At 34.9% G+C, this 22145-nt stretch carries 21 protein-coding genes; 6 read left to right on the forward strand and 15 right to left on the reverse strand.

Going from position 1 to position 22145, the window contains the following annotated elements:
* Window positions 1–71: 71 nt before the first annotated feature.
* From CDZ92_RS08420 to CDZ92_RS08430, 3 genes are all read right to left on the reverse strand, one after another.
* The gene (locus CDZ92_RS08420) at window positions 72–1049 is read right to left on the reverse strand and encodes an alpha-ketoacid dehydrogenase subunit beta (RefSeq protein ID WP_096154799.1); all 978 of its coding nucleotides are present in this window, start codon (window positions 1047–1049) and stop codon (window positions 72–74) included.
* A 3-nt stretch (window positions 1050–1052) separates the two neighbouring features.
* Window positions 1053–2168 carry a pyruvate dehydrogenase (acetyl-transferring) E1 component subunit alpha gene (gene pdhA, locus CDZ92_RS08425; RefSeq protein WP_096154800.1) on the reverse strand — a complete coding sequence of 372 codons (1116 nt, stop codon included), beginning with the start codon at window positions 2166–2168 and terminating at the stop codon, window positions 1053–1055.
* A gap of 483 nt (window positions 2169–2651) precedes the next feature.
* Window positions 2652–3320 (reverse strand): YkyA family protein, encoded by a 669-nt coding sequence (locus CDZ92_RS08430; protein WP_096154801.1) that lies wholly within the window; start codon window positions 3318–3320, stop codon window positions 2652–2654.
* 218 nt (window positions 3321–3538) lie between these two features.
* On the opposite strand from CDZ92_RS08430, the gene def reads away from it, so the two are divergent.
* Entirely contained in the window at window positions 3539–4093 is a 555-nt protein-coding gene (def, locus tag CDZ92_RS08435; RefSeq protein ID WP_096154802.1) for a peptide deformylase, read from the forward strand.
* Between the two features lie 325 nt (window positions 4094–4418).
* On the opposite strand, the gene CDZ92_RS08440 is transcribed toward def, so the two are convergent.
* The gene (locus CDZ92_RS08440) at window positions 4419–5195 is read right to left on the reverse strand and encodes a Cof-type HAD-IIB family hydrolase (RefSeq protein WP_096154803.1); all 777 of its coding nucleotides are present in this window, start codon (window positions 5193–5195) and stop codon (window positions 4419–4421) included.
* A gap of 569 nt (window positions 5196–5764) precedes the next feature.
* Here CDZ92_RS08440 and CDZ92_RS08445 point away from each other — a divergent pair.
* Together CDZ92_RS08445 and rnjA are read left to right on the forward strand one after the other, a co-directional pair.
* On the forward strand, window positions 5765–5974 hold the full coding sequence (locus tag CDZ92_RS08445) for a DNA-dependent RNA polymerase subunit epsilon (RefSeq protein ID WP_096154804.1): 210 nt from the start codon (window positions 5765–5767) through the stop codon (window positions 5972–5974).
* Window positions 5975–5977: 3 nt separating this feature from the next.
* Window positions 5978–7645: a ribonuclease J1 gene (gene rnjA / locus CDZ92_RS08450; RefSeq protein WP_096154805.1), complete on the forward strand. Its 1668-nt coding sequence runs from the start codon at window positions 5978–5980 to the stop codon at window positions 7643–7645.
* 40 nt (window positions 7646–7685) lie between these two features.
* Here rnjA and CDZ92_RS08455 read toward each other — a convergent pair whose 3' ends face one another.
* The 5 genes from CDZ92_RS08455 to CDZ92_RS08475 all read right to left on the reverse strand — a co-directional run bounded on the left by CDZ92_RS08455 (window position 7686) and on the right by CDZ92_RS08475 (window position 13640).
* Window positions 7686–8351 (reverse strand): potassium channel family protein, encoded by a 666-nt coding sequence (locus CDZ92_RS08455; protein WP_096154806.1) that lies wholly within the window; start codon window positions 8349–8351, stop codon window positions 7686–7688.
* A gap of 144 nt (window positions 8352–8495) precedes the next feature.
* A complete protein-coding gene (locus CDZ92_RS08460) occupies window positions 8496–10331 on the reverse strand; it encodes an ABC transporter ATP-binding protein (protein ID WP_096154807.1) in 1836 nt (611 codons plus the stop codon).
* Window positions 10332–10347: 16 nt separating this feature from the next.
* Window positions 10348–12102 (reverse strand): ABC transporter ATP-binding protein, encoded by a 1755-nt coding sequence (locus CDZ92_RS08465; protein ID WP_096154808.1) that lies wholly within the window; start codon window positions 12100–12102, stop codon window positions 10348–10350.
* Window positions 12103–12561: 459 nt separating this feature from the next.
* Entirely contained in the window at window positions 12562–13011 is a 450-nt protein-coding gene (locus tag CDZ92_RS08470) for a TlpA family protein disulfide reductase (RefSeq protein ID WP_096154809.1), read from the reverse strand.
* A gap of 86 nt (window positions 13012–13097) precedes the next feature.
* Window positions 13098–13640, reverse strand: a complete 543-nt coding sequence (locus tag CDZ92_RS08475; protein ID WP_096154810.1) for a peroxiredoxin — start codon at window positions 13638–13640, stop codon at window positions 13098–13100.
* A 417-nt stretch (window positions 13641–14057) separates the two neighbouring features.
* Between CDZ92_RS08475 and CDZ92_RS08480 the strand changes: the two genes are divergently transcribed.
* Window positions 14058–14897, forward strand: coding sequence for a mechanosensitive ion channel family protein (locus tag CDZ92_RS08480; protein ID WP_096156955.1), 840 nt, complete (start codon window positions 14058–14060; stop codon window positions 14895–14897).
* A 30-nt stretch (window positions 14898–14927) separates the two neighbouring features.
* On the opposite strand, the gene CDZ92_RS08485 is transcribed toward CDZ92_RS08480, so the two are convergent.
* The 5 genes from CDZ92_RS08485 to CDZ92_RS08505 all read right to left on the reverse strand — a co-directional run bounded on the left by CDZ92_RS08485 (window position 14928) and on the right by CDZ92_RS08505 (window position 19060).
* On the reverse strand, window positions 14928–15173 hold the full coding sequence (locus tag CDZ92_RS08485; RefSeq protein WP_096154811.1) for a YkuS family protein: 246 nt from the start codon (window positions 15171–15173) through the stop codon (window positions 14928–14930).
* 66 nt (window positions 15174–15239) lie between these two features.
* Window positions 15240–16355, reverse strand: a complete 1116-nt coding sequence (locus CDZ92_RS08490; RefSeq protein WP_096154812.1) for an N-acetyldiaminopimelate deacetylase — start codon at window positions 16353–16355, stop codon at window positions 15240–15242.
* A gap of 81 nt (window positions 16356–16436) precedes the next feature.
* The gene (dapD, locus tag CDZ92_RS08495; RefSeq protein WP_096154813.1) at window positions 16437–17147 is read right to left on the reverse strand and encodes a 2,3,4,5-tetrahydropyridine-2,6-dicarboxylate N-acetyltransferase; all 711 of its coding nucleotides are present in this window, start codon (window positions 17145–17147) and stop codon (window positions 16437–16439) included.
* A 132-nt stretch (window positions 17148–17279) separates the two neighbouring features.
* Window positions 17280–18101: a DUF368 domain-containing protein gene (locus CDZ92_RS08500; protein WP_096156956.1), complete on the reverse strand. Its 822-nt coding sequence runs from the start codon at window positions 18099–18101 to the stop codon at window positions 17280–17282.
* Window positions 18102–18187: 86 nt separating this feature from the next.
* Complete coding sequence (locus CDZ92_RS08505) at window positions 18188–19060, reverse strand: LysR family transcriptional regulator (protein ID WP_096154814.1); 873 nt, start codon at window positions 19058–19060, stop codon at window positions 18188–18190.
* Window positions 19061–19182: 122 nt separating this feature from the next.
* On the opposite strand from CDZ92_RS08505, the gene CDZ92_RS08510 reads away from it, so the two are divergent.
* Both CDZ92_RS08510 and CDZ92_RS08515 read left to right on the forward strand, forming a co-directional pair.
* Window positions 19183–19908: a sulfite exporter TauE/SafE family protein gene (locus CDZ92_RS08510; RefSeq protein ID WP_157842731.1), complete on the forward strand. Its 726-nt coding sequence runs from the start codon at window positions 19183–19185 to the stop codon at window positions 19906–19908.
* 11 nt (window positions 19909–19919) lie between these two features.
* Entirely contained in the window at window positions 19920–20285 is a 366-nt protein-coding gene (locus CDZ92_RS08515) for a VOC family protein (protein WP_096154816.1), read from the forward strand.
* 334 nt (window positions 20286–20619) lie between these two features.
* On the opposite strand, the gene CDZ92_RS08520 is transcribed toward CDZ92_RS08515, so the two are convergent.
* The gene (locus CDZ92_RS08520) at window positions 20620–22122 is read right to left on the reverse strand and encodes an MDR family MFS transporter (RefSeq protein WP_096154817.1); all 1503 of its coding nucleotides are present in this window, start codon (window positions 22120–22122) and stop codon (window positions 20620–20622) included.
* Between the last annotated feature and the right edge of the window lie 23 nt (window positions 22123–22145).

The following is a 22145-nucleotide window of genomic DNA, read 5'->3' on the forward strand; positions in this document are numbered from 1 at the left end:
AATATAAGAATTATCTTTCGATTCTTTATAACAATGGTAGGACCCCTTTAAAAAGAGGGCCCTATATATTATTAAAATTCAATAACTTTTTTAGCAGTTTCAATTACATCCTTGTAGTTAGGTAACCATACACTCTCTGCTTGAGAGAATGGGAACACAGTATCAGGTGCAGCTACACGTAATACTGGAGCTTCAAGGCTAAGGATTGCACGATCGTTAATCTCTGCAACTACGTTTGCACCTACACCTGCTTGTTTTTGAGCTTCTTGTACAACAATTGCACGTCCTGTTTTTTCAACAGAAGCAATAATTGTATCAATATCTAAAGGACTAACTGTACGAAGATCAACTACTTCAGCAGAAATTCCTTCTTTTTCTAACTCGTCAGCTGCTTTTAAGCACTCATGTACCATCGCTCCGTAAGTTACCATTGTAATGTCAGTACCTTCACGTTTTACATCTGCTTTACCAATTTCAATCGTGTACTCTTCTTCCGGTACTTCTTGACGGAATGAGCGATATAATTTCATATGCTCTAAGAATATAACAGGGTCATTATCACGAATCGCCGCAATTAATAAACCTTTTGCATCATAAGGAGTTGCTGGAATAACAACTTTCAAACCAGGTTGTTGAGCAACAAGACCTTCTAAACTATCTGCGTGTAGCTCAGGTGTGTGAACTCCACCACCAAATGGAGAACGGATTGTAACTGGAGAAGTCCAACGACCGCCAGTACGGTAACGCATACGCGCTAACTGTCCACTTACCGAGTCCATTACTTCGTATACGAAACCGAAGAATTGGATTTCCATAACTGGACGGAAACCAGTTACACCTAAACCTACTGCAAGACCACCAATACCAGACTCTGCTAGAGGTGTATCAAAAACTCTATCTTCTCCAAATTCAGCTTGTAGACCTTCAGTAGCACGGAATACGCCTCCGTTATTACCTACGTCTTCTCCGAAAAGCAATACGTTTTCGTCGTTTTTTAATTCTGTGCGTAACGCATCAGTGATCGCTTGAATCATTGTCATTTGCGCCATAGCTTATTTCGACTCCTTCGCTTTGTAGATTTCGTTCTGTTCTTTTAAGTTGTACGGAAGTTCCTCATACATGAAGGAGATTAAGTCCGTTACTTTTTGCTTTGGTTGATTATCTGCTTTTTGAATCGCTTCTTTAATTTCTTCTTTGGCTTGATCCATTACTTCGTTTTCCATTGCTTCATTCCATAAACCTTTTGCTTCTAAGAATTTACGGTAACGAACGATCGGATCTTTCTTTTCCCATTCATCGTCCAATTCAGAAGTACGGTAACGAGTCGGGTCATCACCAGCCATTGTATGTGGACCATAACGATAACATAACGTTTCAATTAATGTAGGCCCTTCACCGTTAATAGCACGTTCACGAGCTTCACTTACAGCAACATAAACTGCTAATGGATCCATCCCGTCTACTTGAACACCTGGAATACCAGCTGCTACTGCTTTTTGTGCAATCGTTCCAGCTGCAGATTGCTTTTCAACAGGTGTAGAGATTGCAAAACGGTTGTTTTGAACAACGAAAATAGCTGGAGCTTTGTAAGCACCTGCGAAGTTGATACCTTCGTAGAAGTCACCTTGAGAAGCTCCTCCGTCTCCTGTATATGTAATAGCTACAGCTTTTTTACCTTTTTTCTTAAGCCCTAGTGCAACACCAGCTGCTTGAATAATCTGAGCTCCGATGATGATTTGAGGTGGTAATAGGTTTACCCCTTCAGGCATTTGGTTACCATGGAAATGTCCACGAGAGAATAAGAATGCTTGGTATAATGGTAATCCGTGCCAGATCATTTGAGGAACATCACGGTACCCTGGTAAGATAAAATCTTCTGCTTCAAGTGCAAATTGTGACGCTAACTGAGATGCTTCTTGACCAGCAGTAGGAGCATAGAAACCTAATCTACCTTGTCTATTTAAACTAATGGAACGTTGATCTAAAACACGTGTATAAACCATACGACGCATTAATTCTTGTAATTTTTCGTCTGAAAGATTTGGCATTGCAGCTTCATTTACTACTTCGCCTTCTTCATTTAAGATTTGGAACGTTTGGAATTGTTCTTCCACTTTTTTAAACTGCTGCTGTGGATCAAACTTTGCATTTTTTGTTTTTGCAGCCATGTTCGTCACCTCTTCCTTTCTATTAGAGAAATTCATTTGAATAATTGATTACACACAAAATAGATTACCCAAAAACGATGTATAAAAGACATTTTTCTAAAAATGAGCTCCACAAAGTATTTGCTCGCTTAAATCTATTTTACGAATCGGAATTGAATAGAGTAGCGATAAAGAATGGATATACGAGAATAAAGTTCCCTTTATACAAAGTATATTAACAATACCAATCCCCTATCATTAATCTGTATTAATAACTATACCGGTAATATTAATACACTTTTTCAACAATTTCAAGTGTATAATACTTGCATAGAAATAGTCAATTACTTTGTTTCATAAAGTGTTTTATGTATGATGAAACACAATATTTTAAAACCTGTATTAATACAATGTAACAACCTGTATTATAAGAGACACATGTTATATTATAATAATTTTTATAAAAAAAAACGCCAGCTGAGACAGCTGACGTTTAACAAGGTTTTAGTTTCTATATTCTACATCTAAACCGGCGTTTTGATAAAACGCAAATTTTTTATCATTATATTGTTCTGTGTATTCATTAAATTTATCGTTTAGTTCTTTTACATTGTTGTACGTTTCATTAATTTGTGTGATTTGAGTTTCTAATTGCTCTATTGTTAAATCTTCCTGTTGAAAAAGGTCATACAGTTGTAAGTCTAATTCTACTGCTTCCATATAATAATTGTATAATTCATCATAAACATTATATCTATTGTCCATAACTGAATATAAATCTAGAGCCTCTTTTTTCAAGTCTTCATTTTCTAACTGGTCCATTACCTCTTTCACACTCGAAAATTGTTCTCTAGCACTCTCGATACTTTCACGCTCAGCAACTATGTGGTTTTTCCGCCCATTCACTACTTCCTGAGCCTCTTTTGCTAAAACGACAATTTGTTCGTACTCTTTCATCCCTAATTGAATAATTTGTTCATATAGTTCTTGTTCCTTTTGTTCTAACACTAACAAAGGCTCTTGTTGTTGTTCAAAACTAACTTCGAGTTCTACCACATTTTCTAATGTATTAAAAATGACTTGTTCTGGTTGTTCTTTGTTAGATGTACACCCTACTAGTAATATGGATGAAACAAATAAAATTAAAGTAATTGTTTTTTTCCAATTGACCACAATAAATCCCCCTATCGTTATCACATCTTTTACTATAAATATTATTTCGACTTATTACAACATTTTTAGATAAATTGGAAAATTTGAGGATGAAATTTTTCTATTAATATAATACTTAAGCTTGTCCAATTTAATGACTGCTATTTTTATTTTTATTAACTTTTTATAAGTTTCTTGATAAAATTAAGAAAAGGAACAAGATAAGGAAGTGTGAAAAGATGTTAACATATAAAGATATTATAAAAGAAGGTCATCCTTCTCTTCGTCAAGTTGCCGAAGAAGTATCATTGCCATTATCTGAAGAAAATAAGAAAATATTAATTTACATGTTAGATTATATACAAAATAGTCAAGATCATGAATTTGCTTCTAAGTATAACTTAAGACCGGGGATTGGTTTAGCTGCACCTCAAATTAATGTAACAAAAAGAATGTTAGTCGTTCATGTGAGAGACGAGCAGGATAAATTGCATAGTTACGCTTTAATAAATCCAAAAATTATTAGCCATTCTGTTGAAAAAAGTTATTTAACTACAGGAGAAGGCTGTTTATCTGTTGAACGAGAAGTCCCTGGTCTAGTTCCTAGATATGCAAGGATTACTGTTAAGGGAGTAAATATAGAGGGAGAAGAAGTAAAGCTAAGAGTAAAAGGGTTACTTTCTATCGTTTTCCAACATGAAATTGACCATTTAAATGGAATTATGTTTTATGACCACATTAACAAGGAAGACCCTTTCACTCCCCCTACTGGTGCTATTCCAATTGAAAGATAATGAAGAGCTGGACAAATTTAAAATGGAAGAGGCCATTAGATCGAAATTATTGACCTTTGGGGCCTCTCCTTTTCATACTAAATGTTGAAGAAATGTATCTTGTTCGATAAATTTCTGAGACCAGGTGAACTTCAGTCAGTCTTGTGAAGTTCATCTATGTTAAATTTTTAACGCTAAATGAACTTCATCAACCTTATGAAGTTCAACTACGATAAATCTTTAAGGCTAAATGAACTTCATCTGTTTCATGAAGTTCAACTTCACCTAATTTCTAAGGCAAGTTAAACCTCATTGGCTTTATGTTCCAATCTCTGTTTAAAGTTTTTTATTTAATTAGTCCAACAAGCTCTAAACCATGTTGAATTCCATTATCAGAAACATCTTTTGTTATGATGTTTGCAACTTTTTTTAACTCTTGATGAGAATTCCCCATAGCAACTCCAGTACCAACAAAACTTAACATCTCCAAGTCATTTAAACCATCGCCAAACGCATAAACATGTTCTTTTGGTATATTCATCTTTTCCATCATACGCTGAATCCCTATTGCTTTTGATCCACCAAAAGGTAAAATATCAGTTGAATATTCATGCCAGCGAATGAAATGAAATTCTTTATAGTTTTCTTGATATATATTTTCGTGTGGTTCCTCACAAAACAGCAAAGTTTGATAAATTTCACTTTCATTGTAAAAATGAGGATGTTGTTCAGGATGAACAAATTTCAAACTACCTAAACTTTCGTGTATATAGGAATGATCATTTACATTCGCTTTCATTGTCTCTTCATTCATAAATATTAATGGATGTTCTTTTTTACGTGAAAAGTCCGTAAGGTGTATTAACCTTTCTTTACTTAGAGGATTGGTATAAATAACCTCTCCTTCAAAAACTACATACTGACCATTAAAACTTACAAAAGTTTCAATACCTAACTCTTTCCTTAAATCTTCGTACATGAAAGGTGCTCTACCTGTAGCTATTGCAACGTAAACTCCACTTTCTTGTAATTGCTTTATACTTTCTTTAGTCGAACTTGGCAGTTCCTTATTATGATCTAGCAACGTCCCATCTATATCAAAAAACACCACTTTTTTATCCAATATATCCACCTACTTTTAATAGTCAATTGTGCTAAATTATACACTAGCTTTAAATTAAAGAAAATAAAAAGCAACCACTCTCCTCTTTTTTCCACTAAATAACTTGCAACAATTCAATTAATAATACACATACTAACGGTAACAATATGTAATATTTTACAAGGGTGGTTGCGATGTTAAAACGATTGCGTAAAGAATTACTTCGGAGATGGAATGATTTGTTAAAAAGAAGAACTATAGCGTAGTTACGTATTTATGGAAAAAATTGTTTTTAATAAAGAAATCTTGAGATGGATTAACTCTGATTAATCAAGAAAAATAATCTTTTAGCAAATATTTTTCCATAATACGTTAGCAAAACATGCATTATTGTTCAAAATTAGATATAATATAGAAAACTATGGCACGATATTCAATGTTCGGTTAAGATTAACTGCAATATAATTAAGTCAGGTCGGGTTTTTATTTTAATACGCTACTAATTTTCATTTTTACTTATACTTCCCTTAGAAGTATGAATAAATGAAAAAATAGTCATAAATAGATTATAGATAAGGAGAGGTAACACAATGATTTATAAGGTTTATTTTCAAGAGGATAGTAAGCAAGCACCAGTAAGAGAAAACACAAAATCGGTTTTTGTTGAAGCTGAGTTAGTTCGTGATGTACGTCAAAAGTTAAAGGATTTCCATTACAACATCGAAATCATTTTACCTGTTAGTCAAGAACATTTACAGTATGAACAACAATCAGAACATTTCAAAGTATTGGAGATATGATAAATGAAATTTGTAAAAAATAATCAAGCAGCAGTATTTGCCCTCGGTGGACTTGGTGAGATTGGCAAAAATACATATGCTGTTCAATTTCAAGATGAAATTATACTAATCGATGCAGGTATTAAATTCCCAGAGGACGAGCTATTAGGAATTGATTACGTTATTCCTGATTACACCTATTTAGTAAAAAACGAAGATAAAATAAAGGGATTATTCGTAACACATGGACATGAAGACCATATTGGTGGTATTCCTTATTTATTACGTCAAATAAATGTACCAGTATATGGTGGAAAACTTGCATTAGGTTTAATTCGTAATAAATTAGAAGAGCACGGGCTACTTCGCAAAACAACCATGATTGAAATTAGCGAAGATGAGGTTATTAAATTCAGAAAGACATCTGTTTCTTTCTTCCGTACAACACACAGTATTCCTGATTCATATGGTATTGTAGTGAAAACACCTCCAGGTAACATTGTACATACTGGAGATTTCAAGTTTGACTTTACGCCTGTAGGTGAACCAGCAAACTTAACAAAAATGGCTGAAATCGGTAAAGAAGGAGTTCTCTGCTTACTTTCAGATAGTACAAACAGTGAAAATCCTGAATTTACAATGTCAGAAAGAAAAGTCGGAGAAAGTATACACGATATTTTCCGTAAAGTAGACGGCCGTCTTATTTTCGCTACTTTCGCTTCCAATATTCATCGTCTACAACAAGTTGTTGAAGCAGCTGTTGCAAACGGGAGAAAAGTTGCTGTTTTCGGTCGTAGTATGGAATCTGCTATTAATATCGGTCAAGAGTTAGGGTATATTAGATGTCCAAAAGACACTTTTATTGAAACGAACCAAATAAACCGCATGCCAGCTAACAAAATAACCATTCTTTGCACAGGTAGTCAAGGAGAGCCGATGGCAGCTTTATCTAGAATTGCTAACGGTACTCATAGACAAATATCTATCATTCCTGGAGATACTGTCGTATTTTCATCTTCACCGATTCCCGGAAACACGTTAAGTGTAAATAGAACAATTAATTTGCTTTTCAGAGCAGGTGCTGACGTAATTCATGGATCATTAAGTGACATTCATACTTCTGGTCATGGTGGACAACAAGAGCAAATGTTAATGTTAAGACTAATAAAGCCAAAATACTTCATGCCAATTCACGGTGAATTCCGAATGCAAAAAACACATACAGACTTAGCTGTTGACTGTGGAGTTCCAAAAGAAAATTGTTTCCTTATGGACAATGGAGAGGTTTTAGCTTTAAGTGAAGATGAAGCATCTGTCGCTGGAAAGATTCCATCAGGCAACGTATATATTGATGGAAGCGGTATTGGTGACATCGGAAACATCGTTCTTCGTGATAGAAGAATCCTATCAGAAGAAGGATTAGTAGTTGTTGTCGTAAGTATCAATATGAAGGACTTTAAGGTTGCATCTGGTCCAGATATTATTTCTCGTGGATTCGTCTATATGAGAGAGTCCGGCGATTTAATTAATGATGCACAATCACTAATTGCTAAACATTTAAACAAAACGATGGAACGTCGTACAACTCAATGGTCAGAAATTAAAAATGAAATTACAGATACGCTTTCTCCTTTCCTATATGAAAAAACGAAGCGTCGTCCAATGATTTTACCGATTATTATGGAAGTTTAAAATAGGAAAAGAGGAACATGCATCATGCATGTTCCTCTTTTTATTCTTCCACTAAGTTTTTTTCAAACCTGCTTATATCTGTATCTGCACCAATGACGATTAAAATATCCCCTTGCTTTATTATTTCTGTAGCCTGAGGAGAGACAATTATATCTCTTCCACGTTTGAAAGCAACGATATTTATGCCATACTTTGCTCGAATATCTAAGTCGATTAATGAATTACCATCTAACCTTCTACTTGCAACAATCTCCACAATACTATGCTCATCTGATAACTCTAAGTAATCTAATACGTTGTTGGAAACTATATTATGAGCAATTCTTTTACCCATATCACGCTCTGGATGAACAATTTGATCAGCACCAATACGACTTAATACTTTTTCATGGTAATCATTTGTCGCTTTTACTGTAATATGTTGAACCCCAAGTTCTTTTAGTATTAATGTAGTTAATATACTTGCTTGTATGTTATCTCCAATCGCTACAATTACATGGTCAAAGTTTCTAATTCCTAAAGCTTTAAGAACCGACTCATCTGTTGCATCGCCGACTACAGCGTGAGAGGCTATGTTTGCAAATTCATTTACTTTATCTTCATCAGTATCAATTGCTAAAACTTCTACTCCTTCTTCACTTAACGCTTTACAAATGCTCCCTCCGAAACGCCCTAAACCGATGACTGCGAATTCTTTTCTCTTCACGAAAATTCCTCCATAAAAAGCAATTTAAAATATCTATTTTTGATGAATGGATAATCTTAAATATCATAATGCTATTTTAGCATATTTTTAGAAAGTTATATCATAAAAAAAGAAAAAGAGGCGCACAATGGCCTCTTCTCCGTTCTATTTTTCCATCATATTGAACTGGGCTTTTACTAAGTTATAGTAAATCCCTTCATGTTTCATTAGGGCGTCGTGATTACCCTGCTCCATTATGTTTCCATGATCTAAAACAATAATGTTGTCAGATTCTCTAATAGTAGATAAACGGTGAGCAATGATGACAGCCGTACGATCTTTTAAAAGTGTTTTTAAAGCATGTTGGATTTGCACTTCTGTCTCTGTGTCTATGCTCGCTGTTGCTTCATCTAAAATGATGATGCGAGGGTCTGCAAGTAGTGACCTTGCGAAAGAAATAAGTTGTCTTTCTCCAACAGATAAAACATTTCCGCGTTCTTCTACTTCCGTTTCATATCCATTTTTCAATTTACTAATAAATTGGTCTGCTCCTACTGCTCGTGCAGCAACTTTCACTTCTTCATCGGTTGCATCAGGACGACCAAATCGAATATTATCCATGATGGTACCAGAAAAGATAAAGGTATCTTGTAACACAACACTAATTTGAGATCGCAAGCTTTTAACTGATACATCTCTAATGTTATGTCCGTCGATTTTTACAACACCGCCAGTAGCGTCATAAAAACGGGAGATTAAGTTGGCGATGGTTGTTTTTCCTGAACCAGTATGACCTACTAAAGCTACCGTTGTTCCCGCTTCCATTTTAAGAGAAATAGAGTTTAACGCTTTACGAGTAGTATCATAAGAAAATTCAACGTTTTCAAATACCACTTCACCACGAATATCTGATAATTCAATTGAATTTTCTTTTTCATCCACCATCGGTTTTTCATCTAAAAATTCAAAAATTCGTTCGGAGGAAGCCATACCTACAAGTAATTGATTGTATAATTGACCAAGTCTTGAAATAGGCTCCCAGAACATTCCGAGATAAAATGCAAAAGAAACAAATATACCAATCGTTAATCCACTTGATGAAGATTGGATTAAATAGGCACCTAACCATATTAAGATAACTGTACCAACTGCATTTGTCATTTCAACGAAAGGTCGGAAAATAGCATTTTGTTGCGTTGCATTTCTCCATGATTCGTAGTTTTCCGTATTGATTCCATCAAAGAAAGACATATTTTCTCTTTCTTGTGTGAATGATTGAGTAACGCGGATCCCTTGTATACTTTCATTTAAATGAGAGTTCAACTTTGATTGCTTAATACGAACATCTTGCCAAGCTCTTCTAATCTTTCTTCGAAGACTTGTAGAAATAAAGAACATGATTGGCAAGATAATAAGTATAGCAGTAGCAAGTTCAGGACTAAGCGCAAACAGTATGATAACTATTCCTAATAAAAGAACAAAGTCCATTAATAAGTTAATTACTCCGTTCGTAAACAGTTCTTGTAAAGAGTTTATATCATTCATTATTCGAACCAAGATAGAGCCAGCAGAACGTTGGTCAAAAAATCGATGTGATAACCCCTGTACATGTGTAAACAAATGCTTCCTTAAATCATAGATGACATTTTGCCCTAACATGTTCATCCATCTAATCCTTAAAGCATTTGCTATATAGGAAATTATATATAACCCGGCAATAATAGCAACTAGTACTTTGACTAGATCGAAATCTTTTTGAGCAATTGCATGGTCTAGTAAATAAACACCGATTAAAATAGGTACCACTAACTTAACAGCTGTAGCAATTAACATAGTGATAATCGCAAGTGGTAGCAATGTTTTAGCGTATGGAGTCATGTATGAGAATAGTCGCCACATTTGTTTCCAGTTAAATGGCTTCTCAATTGCTTGATCTGTCGAATAAAAGAATCGTTTTCTAACATTTTCGTTTAATTGTAACTTTTTTGATTGTGGAGTCACATTTTTCACCTACCTTTTAACGCGCATGCGCTTCTAGTAATATTTTTTGATCTTTATATTGAATATCATAAATCCGTTTGTACGTACCAGTGATTTCAATTAACTGTTCATGCGTACCTCTTTCTACTACTTTTCCTTCTTCTAATACAAGAATTTCATCTGCATGTTTCAGTGAGGATATTCTGTGAGCAATGATAAATGTTGTTCTTCCATGTAGCGCCGATTTTAACTCATGTTGAATTTGCGATTCTGTTTGCATATCAACCGCACTTGTTGCATCGTCTAAAATTAATACACCGGGATTTAATATCAAAGCCCGTGCAATAGCAATACGCTGTTTTTGTCCCCCAGATAATCCCATACCACGCTCACCTAGTAACGTGTCGTATCCCTTCGGTAGTTCCATAATGAATTCATGTGCTTGAGCCATTTTCGCAGCTTTTATGATCTCTTCCATAGTAGCTTCCGGTCGACCATAAGCGATGTTAGATTTTATGGTTGTAGAAAATAAGAATGATTCTTGTGGTACAAATCCAATCTGATTACGAAGTGAATATAAAGTGTAATCTTTCACTTCTTTGCCATCAACTAAGATTGTTCCTTCTTGAGGTTCATAAAAACGTGTGATTAACTGAGTAATACTCGTTTTTCCAGAACCAGTCGCTCCAATAAGTCCAATTAACTTCCCTTGTGGTGCATCAAAAGACACATTTTGCAGGGCATACTTATCTTCATTTGGATATTTAAATGTCACATCCTTAAACGTTACATGACCTTTCATATCTTTTATATCAGTTGCATGCGGAAAATCTGTAATATCTTCTTCTGCCTCTAAAATTTCTAACAAACGTTCTCCAGAAGCTTTAGCTTGAGAGAACTGATTGATTACGAATCCTAAGTTTGCAATTGGCCATACAATATACCAAATTAAACTGAAGAATGCTACTAGCTTACCAGCGCTAAGATCTCCATTAATAACTAAATATCCACCGAAACCTAATAATCCAACTACACACGCATTCCCGATAAATTCCATTAACGGAAAGTATTTTGCCCAAATATTAGAAGTATCGATATACTTTTGGCGATAATCTCCATTAGAGTTATTAAACTTACCAGTTTGATAGTCTTCTCTAGATAAAGATTTAACAGTATTAATGCCACTAATATTTTCTTGAACGTTCGTATTTAGCTTTCCAAAAGATTTTCTAATTCCTCTAAATGCAGGATGAACCTCTTTATCAAATTTGTACGTTACGAAAGCTAAAAATGGTAATGCAGCTAACGTCACTAATGTTAATGGTACAGAGTAATAAAACATAACCACTAAACTAATGCTGACTAATAATGTAAAACGAATTAATTCGGCAAAACCGAATGATAAAAAGAATCGGAAACCTTCTACATCAGCTGTAAGACGAGACATTAAGTCTCCTGTTTTTGCATTATCATAATATCGATAAGGTAAAAGTTGTAGCTTTTTATAAAGCTCATTTCTTAAACGGTAAACAGATTTAATTCCGAACAAGTCACCTAAGTATTGATTATAATACGTAAATAGACCTTTGAATGACATGAGAATTAAAAACCCTACTGCAATGTAAGGTACGAAGTGGTAACTTCCCCCATAAAATACTTCATCAATTGTAACTTGTAGAATAATTGGATATACAACTGTTATTCCTGTAACTAATACTAGGAATATTAATGACAAATAAAAATTCTTTCTATAAGGCCAGTAAAACTCTTTTAATTTCTTAAAAGTTTCCATACATTTCCCTCCCTTTATTCATGATGCTGGAAACGAATACCATTCAATAGTTTCAAGTTGGTTGAAACTGTTAATAATCCTTTTAGTATTTCACCTTCTTTTTATTAACATAGTTACTAATATATCGGGTTTCGAAATAATTTTCCAGCTTTTTGTTGAAAAAATTAAAATATTTTATATTTTTATTCTAAACTGAACATTCATATTAGTAACGAGTAGGAAGTATGACTCTTTTTTACAACTTTAGACTGAATTTGAACTACCCTCCACTTACCACCCTTAGGGGCTGCTTGAAGTGGGGGATTCCTAAGAACACCAAACTAACGATTAGTTATGGATTAGGCTACGCCATACACACGCTTGAAGAGGGAGTTTTCTCGCCTATTTTAGATAAATTTTCGTTAAGTACCAATAAAAAGAGGTGGACTTTTTACAAGTCACACCTCTTTTTTAGATATATTATTTTTCCATTTCGCCTAATACACGGTTTACACGTTTTTCTAGCATTTTCATTCCACTTCCGCCTGCTTGGAAGTGACGTAAGTTTCCTTCTGCGTCAAAGACGTAATATGCTGGTACATATTGATTTTCGAATGCATCTGTTAATTTATGTTCATTGTCTATGAAAATTGGCTGGGTAATGTCATGTTCAGCTGCTACTTTTTTAATTTCTTCCATATTCAAGTCATCTTCAGATCGTGGCATGTGTATCGCAACGACATTTAATTTATCTTTGAATTGATCACGGAATTCGTTAACTTGAGGCATTGCTTCTTTACATAAATGACAGCTTATAGACCAAAAATGGAATAGAGTAGGTTTTTCTCCTACTAATTCTGACTTTGTCACTTCTCCATTTAACCATTCCGTTGCACCTGTTAGTTCAGGCATTGGTGAACGTAATTTCATACAAAAACCCCCCACTATGATTGATTTAAATAAACGAAAAGGCCTAACAATCATAGTTAGACCTTTCGTATAGAACATTTAATTAATTATAGAGTAGCTTGTCCTGGCTTCCAGTTAGCTGGGCAAAGACCACCAGTTTGTAATGCTTGAAGAACACGTAAAGTTTCCTCTACATCACGACCGATGTTGTTGTGGAATACAGTTTGGTATTGTAATTCACCTTCTGGGCTTACAATGTAAAGACCGCGTAAAGCAATACCTTCGTCTTCAATTAATACTCCATAGTCACGAGATACAACATGGTTTGTATCAGCTGCTAATGGATATTTTAGCTCACCAAGACCATTTTCCTTACGATCTGTGTTAATCCACGCTAAGTGAGTGTGAATTGTATCCGTTGATACTCCAATGATTTCTGCATCTAAGTCTTCGAACTCATCGTAACGATCAGACATTGCAGTGATTTCAGTTGGACAAACGAATGTGAAGTCCATTGGATAGAAGAACAATACTGTCCATTTACCATTTTTCATATTCTCTTCTAAACTAACTTTTCCAAATTCTTTGTTTGGCATAACAGCGTCCATCTCAAAACGAGGAGCTTGTTTACCTACCATACGTTCTGCCATTTAAAATCCCTCCAATTATTAATTACACGAGAAAATAGCTTGTACATTCTCATTTATTATTTTATCAACAGTTATTATTATATAGTAGACCTATTTTTGAGTCAATATTAAATAATAATAAATTTAATCTAGGTTATATAATAATGAACTATTTTTTCACCATTACTTGTTATTCCCACATTTAAATTACTTTAGTCAATTGAGTACGTTTCATAAAGTATGACTACTACATGAAAAACGAAGTGGGCAATAATGGTATTCCTATTCTAGTGTAACATTGTTTGATTCGGGAATAAAATATTTAGCATTATTTATCGAAAAAAGTCAATTTGTTTGGTTTTCCATTAATAATTCGTTATAATTCATTACTATATTTAGTATTAATAAAAGTAACTTCATGTAGAAAGGACATAAATGATGAATATTGACCTTACAAATTTTGATATCTATGCTGTACTAACAGCGCTTGGAATTATTTTTATTAGACTTTGCGTGATATTAATTGCATACTCAGTTATTAAATCATTAGGCAATAAATTAATTTCCAAACTATTTCAACGTGCACAAGATCGCCAAGGCTTAACAAGAGGACGAGCAATGACGTTGGAAAAACTCACGGTAAATATTTTTACATATGCGTTGATTTTCTTTCTATTCATCCTAGTCTTGGAGAACGTTTTTAATATTCGCGCCACTCCTATTTTAGCTGGTGCTGGTATTGTAGGATTAGCGGTTGGTTTTGGTGCACAAGGTCTTGTAAGTGACGTTGTAACAGGATTTTTTCTTTTGCTTGAAAAACAACTGGATGTTGGTGATTTTGTTACAACAGCTGGCATGTCAGGTATAGTAGAAGAAGTTGGATTACGCACAACAAAGTTGCGCGATTTTGACGGTACATTACATTTTATCCCTAACAGAGAAATAGCTAGTATGAGTAATCATTCTCGCGGTACTATGCGTGCGCTTGTTGATATGAGTATTTCTTATGACGATGACATTGATAAAGCAATGAAGGTACTTCAAGATGTATGCGATAAATTCGCCGTAGAAGAACCCGCTATAAAAGAAGGACCAAATGTTGTGGGAGTTCAAACATTAGGGGATTCTGATGTAGTTATTCGAATTGTTGCAAGAACAGAAAATATGGAACAATGGGCAGTAGAGCGTAAACTACGAAAAGCGATGAAAGAAGCGCTTGATGCGAACGGAATTGAAATACCTTTCCCACATCAAGTATTTATTGAAAAGAAGAACTAAAAAAGAAGAGCGAGATTTCGCTCTTTTTTTTTAATGATTTAATTTACTTTCCACTTGCTGACAAACTTCATCTGCAGAAAGGCCACTTGCTTCGATTACGGACCCTGCAGTTACACTATTCGTAATCCCCATTACATTATTATCAATACCAGTAATAACGCAGCAGTCACAGCCTTTTGCGTCATCTTCATTTGTAAGTTGTACGACATCGTACCCTTTTTGTTGAAGCGCTTCTTGTACTGCTGTTAACGATTGTTCTACACCAACTTTTGGCATAAATTCCACCTCCTCAAAGATAATTTCTCTCATAGAGTAAAATTTATGCAAAAATAATTTGGTGATTTATCGTGACATGTACTTCGTAATGAGAGCAATTGCTTTTTCTATAGCATCTTCATTAGGGTTAAGTTTGGAATGGTGTAACCCAAACGGGGAACCTACACCCAACCAAAACATAAAACCAGGTATGTTTTCAATCATGTATCCATAATCTTCACCAGTCATAGCTTCTTGACATTCGATTAACTTAATATCCGTCTCATCTTGAACAAAGTTCATAAATTCTTCCGTTAATGTATGATCATTATACACTTGGTGGTACATGCAACCATAATCGATAGTAGCTTGACAATTAAAACCAACTTCAATTCCTTTCACTACCGATTCAATACGGTCTTTTACGCTTTTCATAGATGTAGCAGACAGCGTACGAATGGTTCCTTCTAGCCTTGCTTTCTCTGCTATAATATTTTGAACTGTTCCTCCAGTTATTTTTCCGACTGTAATAACTGCACTATCTAATGGATTAACATTTCTTGCTACTATTGATTGTAACTGCGTAACAAGGTAGCTTGCTGCCACAACCATATCATTTGTATGATGAGGAAATGCAGCATGTCCTCCTTTACCGAGTAAATCAATAAATAGTTCAGATGTATTTGCAAAAAGTAATCCTTGCTTTGTTGCAATTGTCCCAACTGGATATTCAGGTGCAATATGAAGAGCTATAATGTTATCAGGTTTCCACTTATGAAAAGATTCTGCTTGAATCATCGGTAAAGCCCCACCAGGCCCCTCTTCTGCAGGTTGGAATAGGAACAATATATGATCGTTTGGCTGGTTATGAGCGAAATGAGTTAATATGCCTAATGCAATGGACATATGGAAATCATGTCCACAGGCATGCATCATTCCTTCATGCTTTGACATAAAAGGTAAATCTGTCTCTTCTGTTATTGGTAGTCCGTCCATATCCGCCCGATAACCGACCGTTTTATTACCAATAGATCCTTTTATAAATACGAATATACCAGTTCTCCATGTTTCTATTTCAAGATTATCATTTGGTAATCGTGATAGGTAGTTCAATAAATAGCTTTGTGTTTTATATTCTTCAAATCCTTTTTCAGGAATTAGGTGAAGGTCACGCCTAATTTCAACATACGATTTTTCAGTCATACTTCTCTCTCCTCATCTTACATATCCAAAATACACATACAACAAAGGCGCGGAAATTTCTCCACGCCTTTTGCCTATTTTTTATAATTGACGAAGTTCTTGTTTAATTTCTGTTTTTGACTTTGTTTTTTCATCAATATCTTTAATTTTTCTTGCTGGAGTACCAGCGACTACTGTATATGGTGCTACATCATCAATAACAATCGCTCCAGCAGCAACAACTGCACCTTTTCCAACTGTTACACCTTCTAAAACTACAGCATTTGCCCCAATTACTACATCGTCTTCTACTACTACGGGCTTAGCTGACGGCGGCTCAATAACACCCGCAAGAACAGTTCCCGCTCCGATGTGACAGTTCTTCCCAACAGTAGCACGACCACCTAATACTACATTCATATCAATCATAGTACCTTCGCCGATAACAGCTCCAATATTTATTGACGCACCCATCATAATAACAGCATTGTCACCAATTTCAACTTGGTCGCGAATGATTGCACCTGGTTCGATACGAGCTTTAATACCCTTCATATCTAATAAAGGAATAGCCGAATTGCGGCGGTCATTTTCTACAACATAATCTTCAATTTTTGCTTCGTTTTGTTGTAAAACTTCTTGGATCTCTGCCCATTCACCGAATACAACTCCTGTATTTCCAGTGACGAATACTTTAGAAGCTTCGCCGAAGTTAATTCCTTCTAATTCACCTTGTACATAAACTTTTACAGGTGTAGATTTTTTACTATTTTGAATAAAAGAGATAATTTCGTTTGCATCCATCATTTTCATTTTTGTGTCCTCCTATGTATGTATTGCATAATGAAGGAGCTTTCACTAACTATGAAAGCTCATTATTCCTTTACTCTACCAAACAAAAAATAGTGTGACAAGTAATTTACACTCTAAGTTCTTTTTGAGATTTTAAATTTTCATATCATTCTTTCTTCCAATAATTCGAACAATAAAAAATCCAATTATGAAAGTAAGAATACTAATAATATTCATTATTATGTTTGATGATATTCCTGGAAATACAACAACAGCAGAACCCAGCACTAACCCTATAATGACTGCAAACGTCCCAACGGCAAAATGATTTAGCAAATACCTAACTATTTTGCTACAAAGAATAAAACCTATTATAATTCCTGCAGCAAATGTAAATATTATTGGAAAGTTGAAATTACTAATAGCTGAAATAGCTGATGCGTACGTGCCAATAACTAACAACACTAAAGAGCCACTTATTCCAGGTAATAATAGAGCCATACTAGCTATCCAACCAGAAAAAAAGAAAAGGAAAAAAGTTGAAAATGTTAATTCATTAATAATCACTGCCTCTGTACTATTTTTAAATGGTGCCATGGCGGCGACTAATAGAAATGCAATAAAAAGTAAACCGAAATGTCTCTTGGTAAAGTTATTCTTTATATCCGCTGTTTTTACTAACATCGGTATTATTCCAAAAATAAGACCTATAAACAAAAATGATGTTGGTTGAATAAAGTTTTCCATTAAGAATTCCATTAGGTTACTAAAAGCAAATATTGCAGCTACCATTCCAATACCTAAAGGTAGTAAGAAAGGTATTTGTTTGTACCAATCTCGGCTAAAAAATCGGTTGATAGAGTTAATTAATTGTTCATATATACCTAAAATAAACGCCATCGTTCCCCCACTTACACCCGGAACTAAGTCGCTGATTCCCATAATAACCCCACGATAGAGGTTTTTCCATTCCATTTTCATATGCTATGCTCACCCTTACACTTAATCTAAATTATACATTTCATAATGTTACTACTTTTCTTGTGATTAATCTACCAAAACTATTCTGCGAATTCTTCTAATATATCCATGAAAGCTTCTACTTGCTTTAATTGAAAAGTTGACTCGTATCCAATTAACCAAGTATCCCTTTTTAATACATCCGTTTCATTGTTTCCTAAGGGTATTTTGTTTATATGAGTATCATTGTCTTGTATTGTAACGGAGGGTAATATTGCATAACCTATTCCGTTCAATGCCATTTGCTTACACGTTTCAATTTGATCTACTACGATTGTTCGCTTTGGTGCATTCGGAAAATGTCGACGCCACCATACTTGAATCTCTTGATAGTATGTTGAATCACTTTTAAACTGAATAAAAGGTCTTTCTGTATGAGCCAACTCGTCTATCGTAGTTATGTCGGTATCGACTAAATAGAGTGTATCACTCAACACATGTTTCTTAACACCCTTCCACTCAGGATTTCCTCGAATTATTCCGACATGAACTTCATCTTCATATAAACTTTTTAATATATCACTACTCCATCCAGTTACAAGTGAGACTTTTGCTTGTGGATATTGTTTAATAAATCTTTTTAGTACTTTTGGCAACCAATATTGCCCAATAATAGTAGCTACTGCAATCTTTAACGTTCCATTTACTTTCTCATCATCCAAAGAATTAATTTCTTCTCTTACTTTACCTTCTCTTTGTAACACTTCATCAGCAAACTGTACAATCCTTTCCCCTGCAGGTGTAATTAATAAACCTTTTTGAGTTCTGATAAAAATTTTAGTCCCCCAACCTTTCTCAATAGATTGGAGTCGTTGGGACAAAGCGGGTTGAGAAACAAAAAGCCTTTCTGCTGCTTTACGCATATTTTTCTCTTTCGCTAGAACGGTCAAAATTTCAAATTCAGATGTATTCATTACTATCTCCTCCCTCATACGCAATAAGTAAATCTTATGTTATTTGTTAATTATTTTATAATTTCATTATGACTTAATAACACATAAAATAAAAGAGAAGTCGAGAGAAAAGGATGATATTAATGGAACAGTACCTTTTCATTACGTTAATTGGTTTTGTAGCAACATTTATTGGAACGCTCGGTGGTGGTGGTGGTCTTATAAGTTTACCCGCAATGTTGTTTTTAGGAGTACCTATTCATAGTGCGATTGCCGCTAATAAATTCTCCAATACTTTTAGTTCATTTAGTAGCTTTTTTGCCTTATGGAGAAAGAAAGAAGTAAATGCAAAACTAGCTTTTTCCTTATTACCATTTACAATGGCTGGAGGTGTCATAGGTGCGATAGGTGCATCCATTTTAGAAGAACATACTCTTTTATATATCGCGCTATTTTTACTTATTTTTTCTATTTTCTTGAATAACGCTAAAGATATGTTCCGTTTCATTTCTAGAAAGCAAAAGAAGTTATTTTCCCCTACTTATTTTATGATTGGTGCTTATGACGGTTTTTTTGGTCCAGGGCAAGCAATTATGTTAATGCATAGCTTCTTATCTTCTGGCTATTCATATGTTACCTCTATCGGTTTATCACGTCTTCAAACATTCGCAAGTTGCATTATGTCCTTTCTTGTTTACTTTTCCTTTGGTTATTTTGATTGGAGAGTTGGTGGGGCATTGGCAATAGGTTCTTTCATAGGGGCACTAACAGCAGTCTTAGTAGCTCCAAAACTATCAAACTTACCATGGAAACATATACTAACGTTTTGTTCTATTTGTATAGTCGTATATCTAATTTTCAAGCTATAGGAGAGATAGAAATGAATATTCATTATAAAAGAATTCACCATGTACAAATTTGTATTGATCACGGATTAGAGGATAAAGCAAGAGAATTTTACACAGATATACTTCAAATGAAAGAAATTGCGAAACCTGATTCTTTAATAGCAAACGGTGGCTTATGGTATAAAGTTGGTGACATTGAGCTTCATATCGGTACAGAATCTAATAAAACAGAGAGTAAAAGGCATCCTGCATTTGAAGTTCAAAATCTCAAACAGATTAAAAACTATTTTATAGAAAAAGGTATTAAGATCAACGAAGAAAAACCAATCCCAAATATGGACCGTTTTAGCTTTAGAGATCCATTTGGAAATAGAATAGAGTTTCTAGAAATGCAGTAACTTTTACTACTATAATAACAGTAAAAAGTCGTGCCGATTGTGTGGCCGCTTTCCACGGGGGAGGCGGTGCCTCGAACCCAAAGGCTCTGCGGGGTCTCACCAGCCTTTCCGCTCTCGCAGGAGTCGTCTACACAACCGGCACTATGTTTTAATTAAATACAATTTTTGTTTATTTGAGTCCGTTTCATAATGTATGATTACATACGAAAAACGAATGGTAGCATCGCGAACATATTATTTTGCATTACACTAAATTATTCGTTTTTCATTAAACGAACCGTAATTATGATATTGATTCATTTACTAATACTTTTCAAATCTCTTTTTTCCATTACTACTCTTTTTTCGGCAACAAGAGTATTAATAAGAAACTAATTACCGCGAATATACCTACTACCGCATATACAGTTTGTAAGGAAGTGGTTAATCCCGCTTGTAAAATAGAAATAAGACTATCGGAAAGTTGTGAACGTCGCTCTTCGTCTAGTAATAGAGTCGTAGAGTCTATCGATAGTTCATCAGCAACACCATTCTCTGATAAATGCTGTTGAAGCCTAGAGTTTAAAATACCACCTAACAACGCTGCACCTATCGTACTACCTAGTGTGCGCATAAACATATTAGAGGCTGTAGCTACTCCTCTTTGGCTCCATTCAACCGTTGACTGAATCGAAACGATAAATGCTGTAGTAGAGAAGCCCATACCTATTCCAATTAGGAAAGAACCAAACGCAGCCCATAGCGGTCCGTCTTCTGGAGAAAGAGTCATAAAGACAATACTCCCTGCGATTAATGCTACTCCACCAATAATAGAAGTTGTTCTGAAGCCAATTCTCAACAATAAGCGACCTGCAACAGTGGCGGCAATCGGCCAGCCAATAGACATCGTTGTTAATGTGAACCCTGCCACAATTGGTGGCCGTTCCATAACACCTTGAACAAACGCAGGAAGAAAACTAGAAATCCCTATTAACATAACCCCAGTCGTTAACGATACAACATTTGCCACTAAGATAGACCGCTCTTTCCATATCGAAAATGGCATCATTGGATCTTTCGCACGATTCTCTTGAATGATAAATAGCGTAAAAGAAATAATAGATAATAAAATTAAGCCAATAATCATTGCTGAATTCCACGCGAAGCTCACTCCACCTTCAACAAGAACAAACATTAGTGTACAAACTGAAACGAAAAGTAGAAGTGCTCCTCCATAATCTATAGACGGCTTTTTCTTTTCTACTTCTTCGTGTAAATAAAGCCATAAAACGATAATACAAAGTATACCAAGGGGAATGTTAATCCAGAATACATACCTCCAAGTGGCAAATTGTACAAGTAATCCGCCAATTGCCGGGCCCATTACAGCAGAAATACCCCATACACTTGATAAATACCCTTGGATTTTTGCTCTTTCTTCTTTCGTATACATATCTCCGACAATTGTTGAAGCTATAGGCATAACTGCACCTGCACCAAATCCTTGAATAAAACGAAAAAAAATAAGCATCTCTATCGAGGTGGCCGCTCCACAAAGAGCTGAACCAATTAAAAATATGATAATTCCAAATGTGATAATTGGCTTACGGCCAAAAATATCGGAGAGCTTTCCATATATAAGTACAGTAACAGCGTTCATTAATAAATAGGATGAAAAAACCCAGCTATAATAAGAAAACCCACCAAGATCTGCTGCTATTGCTGGCATCGCTGTTGAGATAATTGTAGCCTCTACTGCTGCCATAAACATCGCTAACATAACAGCTGCTAGCACGAGAGGTTTCTTTGTTTTTTTAACTGCAGGCTTCCCCTTTTGCCCTTCGACTGCTTGTCCCATTTCTCTACTTCCTCTCTCTCTAT

Origin of the sequence: Bacillus sp. FJAT-45066 (genome assembly GCF_002335755.1) — a bacterium.
Classification (GTDB): domain Bacteria; phylum Bacillota; class Bacilli; order Bacillales; family Bacillaceae_I; genus Bacillus_CD; species Bacillus_CD alkalisoli.

What these genes read in the sequence shown, in the direction of transcription:
- CDZ92_RS08420 (WP_096154799.1), bottom strand. Translation starts at nt 1,049, where the DNA reads ATGGCGCAAATGACAATGATTCAAGCGATCACTGATGCGTTACGCACA.
- pdhA (WP_096154800.1), bottom strand. Translation starts at nt 2,168, where the DNA reads ATGGCTGCAAAAACAAAAAATGCAAAGTTTGATCCACAGCAGCAGTTT.
- def (WP_096154802.1), top strand. Translation starts at nt 3,539, where the DNA reads ATGTTAACATATAAAGATATTATAAAAGAAGGTCATCCTTCTCTTCGT.
- CDZ92_RS08445 (WP_096154804.1), top strand. Translation starts at nt 5,765, where the DNA reads ATGATTTATAAGGTTTATTTTCAAGAGGATAGTAAGCAAGCACCAGTA.
- rnjA (WP_096154805.1), top strand. Translation starts at nt 5,978, where the DNA reads ATGAAATTTGTAAAAAATAATCAAGCAGCAGTATTTGCCCTCGGTGGA.
- CDZ92_RS08465 (WP_096154808.1), bottom strand. Translation starts at nt 12,102, where the DNA reads ATGGAAACTTTTAAGAAATTAAAAGAGTTTTACTGGCCTTATAGAAAG.
- CDZ92_RS08470 (WP_096154809.1), bottom strand. Translation starts at nt 13,011, where the DNA reads ATGAAATTACGTTCACCAATGCCTGAACTAACAGGTGCAACGGAATGG.
- CDZ92_RS08475 (WP_096154810.1), bottom strand. Translation starts at nt 13,640, where the DNA reads ATGGCAGAACGTATGGTAGGTAAACAAGCTCCTCGTTTTGAGATGGAC.
- CDZ92_RS08480 (WP_096156955.1), top strand. Translation starts at nt 14,058, where the DNA reads ATGAATATTGACCTTACAAATTTTGATATCTATGCTGTACTAACAGCG.
- CDZ92_RS08485 (WP_096154811.1), bottom strand. Translation starts at nt 15,173, where the DNA reads ATGCCAAAAGTTGGTGTAGAACAATCGTTAACAGCAGTACAAGAAGCG.
- CDZ92_RS08490 (WP_096154812.1), bottom strand. Translation starts at nt 16,355, where the DNA reads ATGACTGAAAAATCGTATGTTGAAATTAGGCGTGACCTTCACCTAATT.
- dapD (WP_096154813.1), bottom strand. Translation starts at nt 17,147, where the DNA reads ATGAAAATGATGGATGCAAACGAAATTATCTCTTTTATTCAAAATAGT.
- CDZ92_RS08500 (WP_096156956.1), bottom strand. Translation starts at nt 18,101, where the DNA reads ATGGAATGGAAAAACCTCTATCGTGGGGTTATTATGGGAATCAGCGAC.
- CDZ92_RS08505 (WP_096154814.1), bottom strand. Translation starts at nt 19,060, where the DNA reads ATGAATACATCTGAATTTGAAATTTTGACCGTTCTAGCGAAAGAGAAA.
- CDZ92_RS08510 (WP_157842731.1), top strand. Translation starts at nt 19,183, where the DNA reads ATGGAACAGTACCTTTTCATTACGTTAATTGGTTTTGTAGCAACATTT.
- CDZ92_RS08515 (WP_096154816.1), top strand. Translation starts at nt 19,920, where the DNA reads ATGAATATTCATTATAAAAGAATTCACCATGTACAAATTTGTATTGAT.
- CDZ92_RS08520 (WP_096154817.1), bottom strand. Translation starts at nt 22,122, where the DNA reads ATGGGACAAGCAGTCGAAGGGCAAAAGGGGAAGCCTGCAGTTAAAAAA.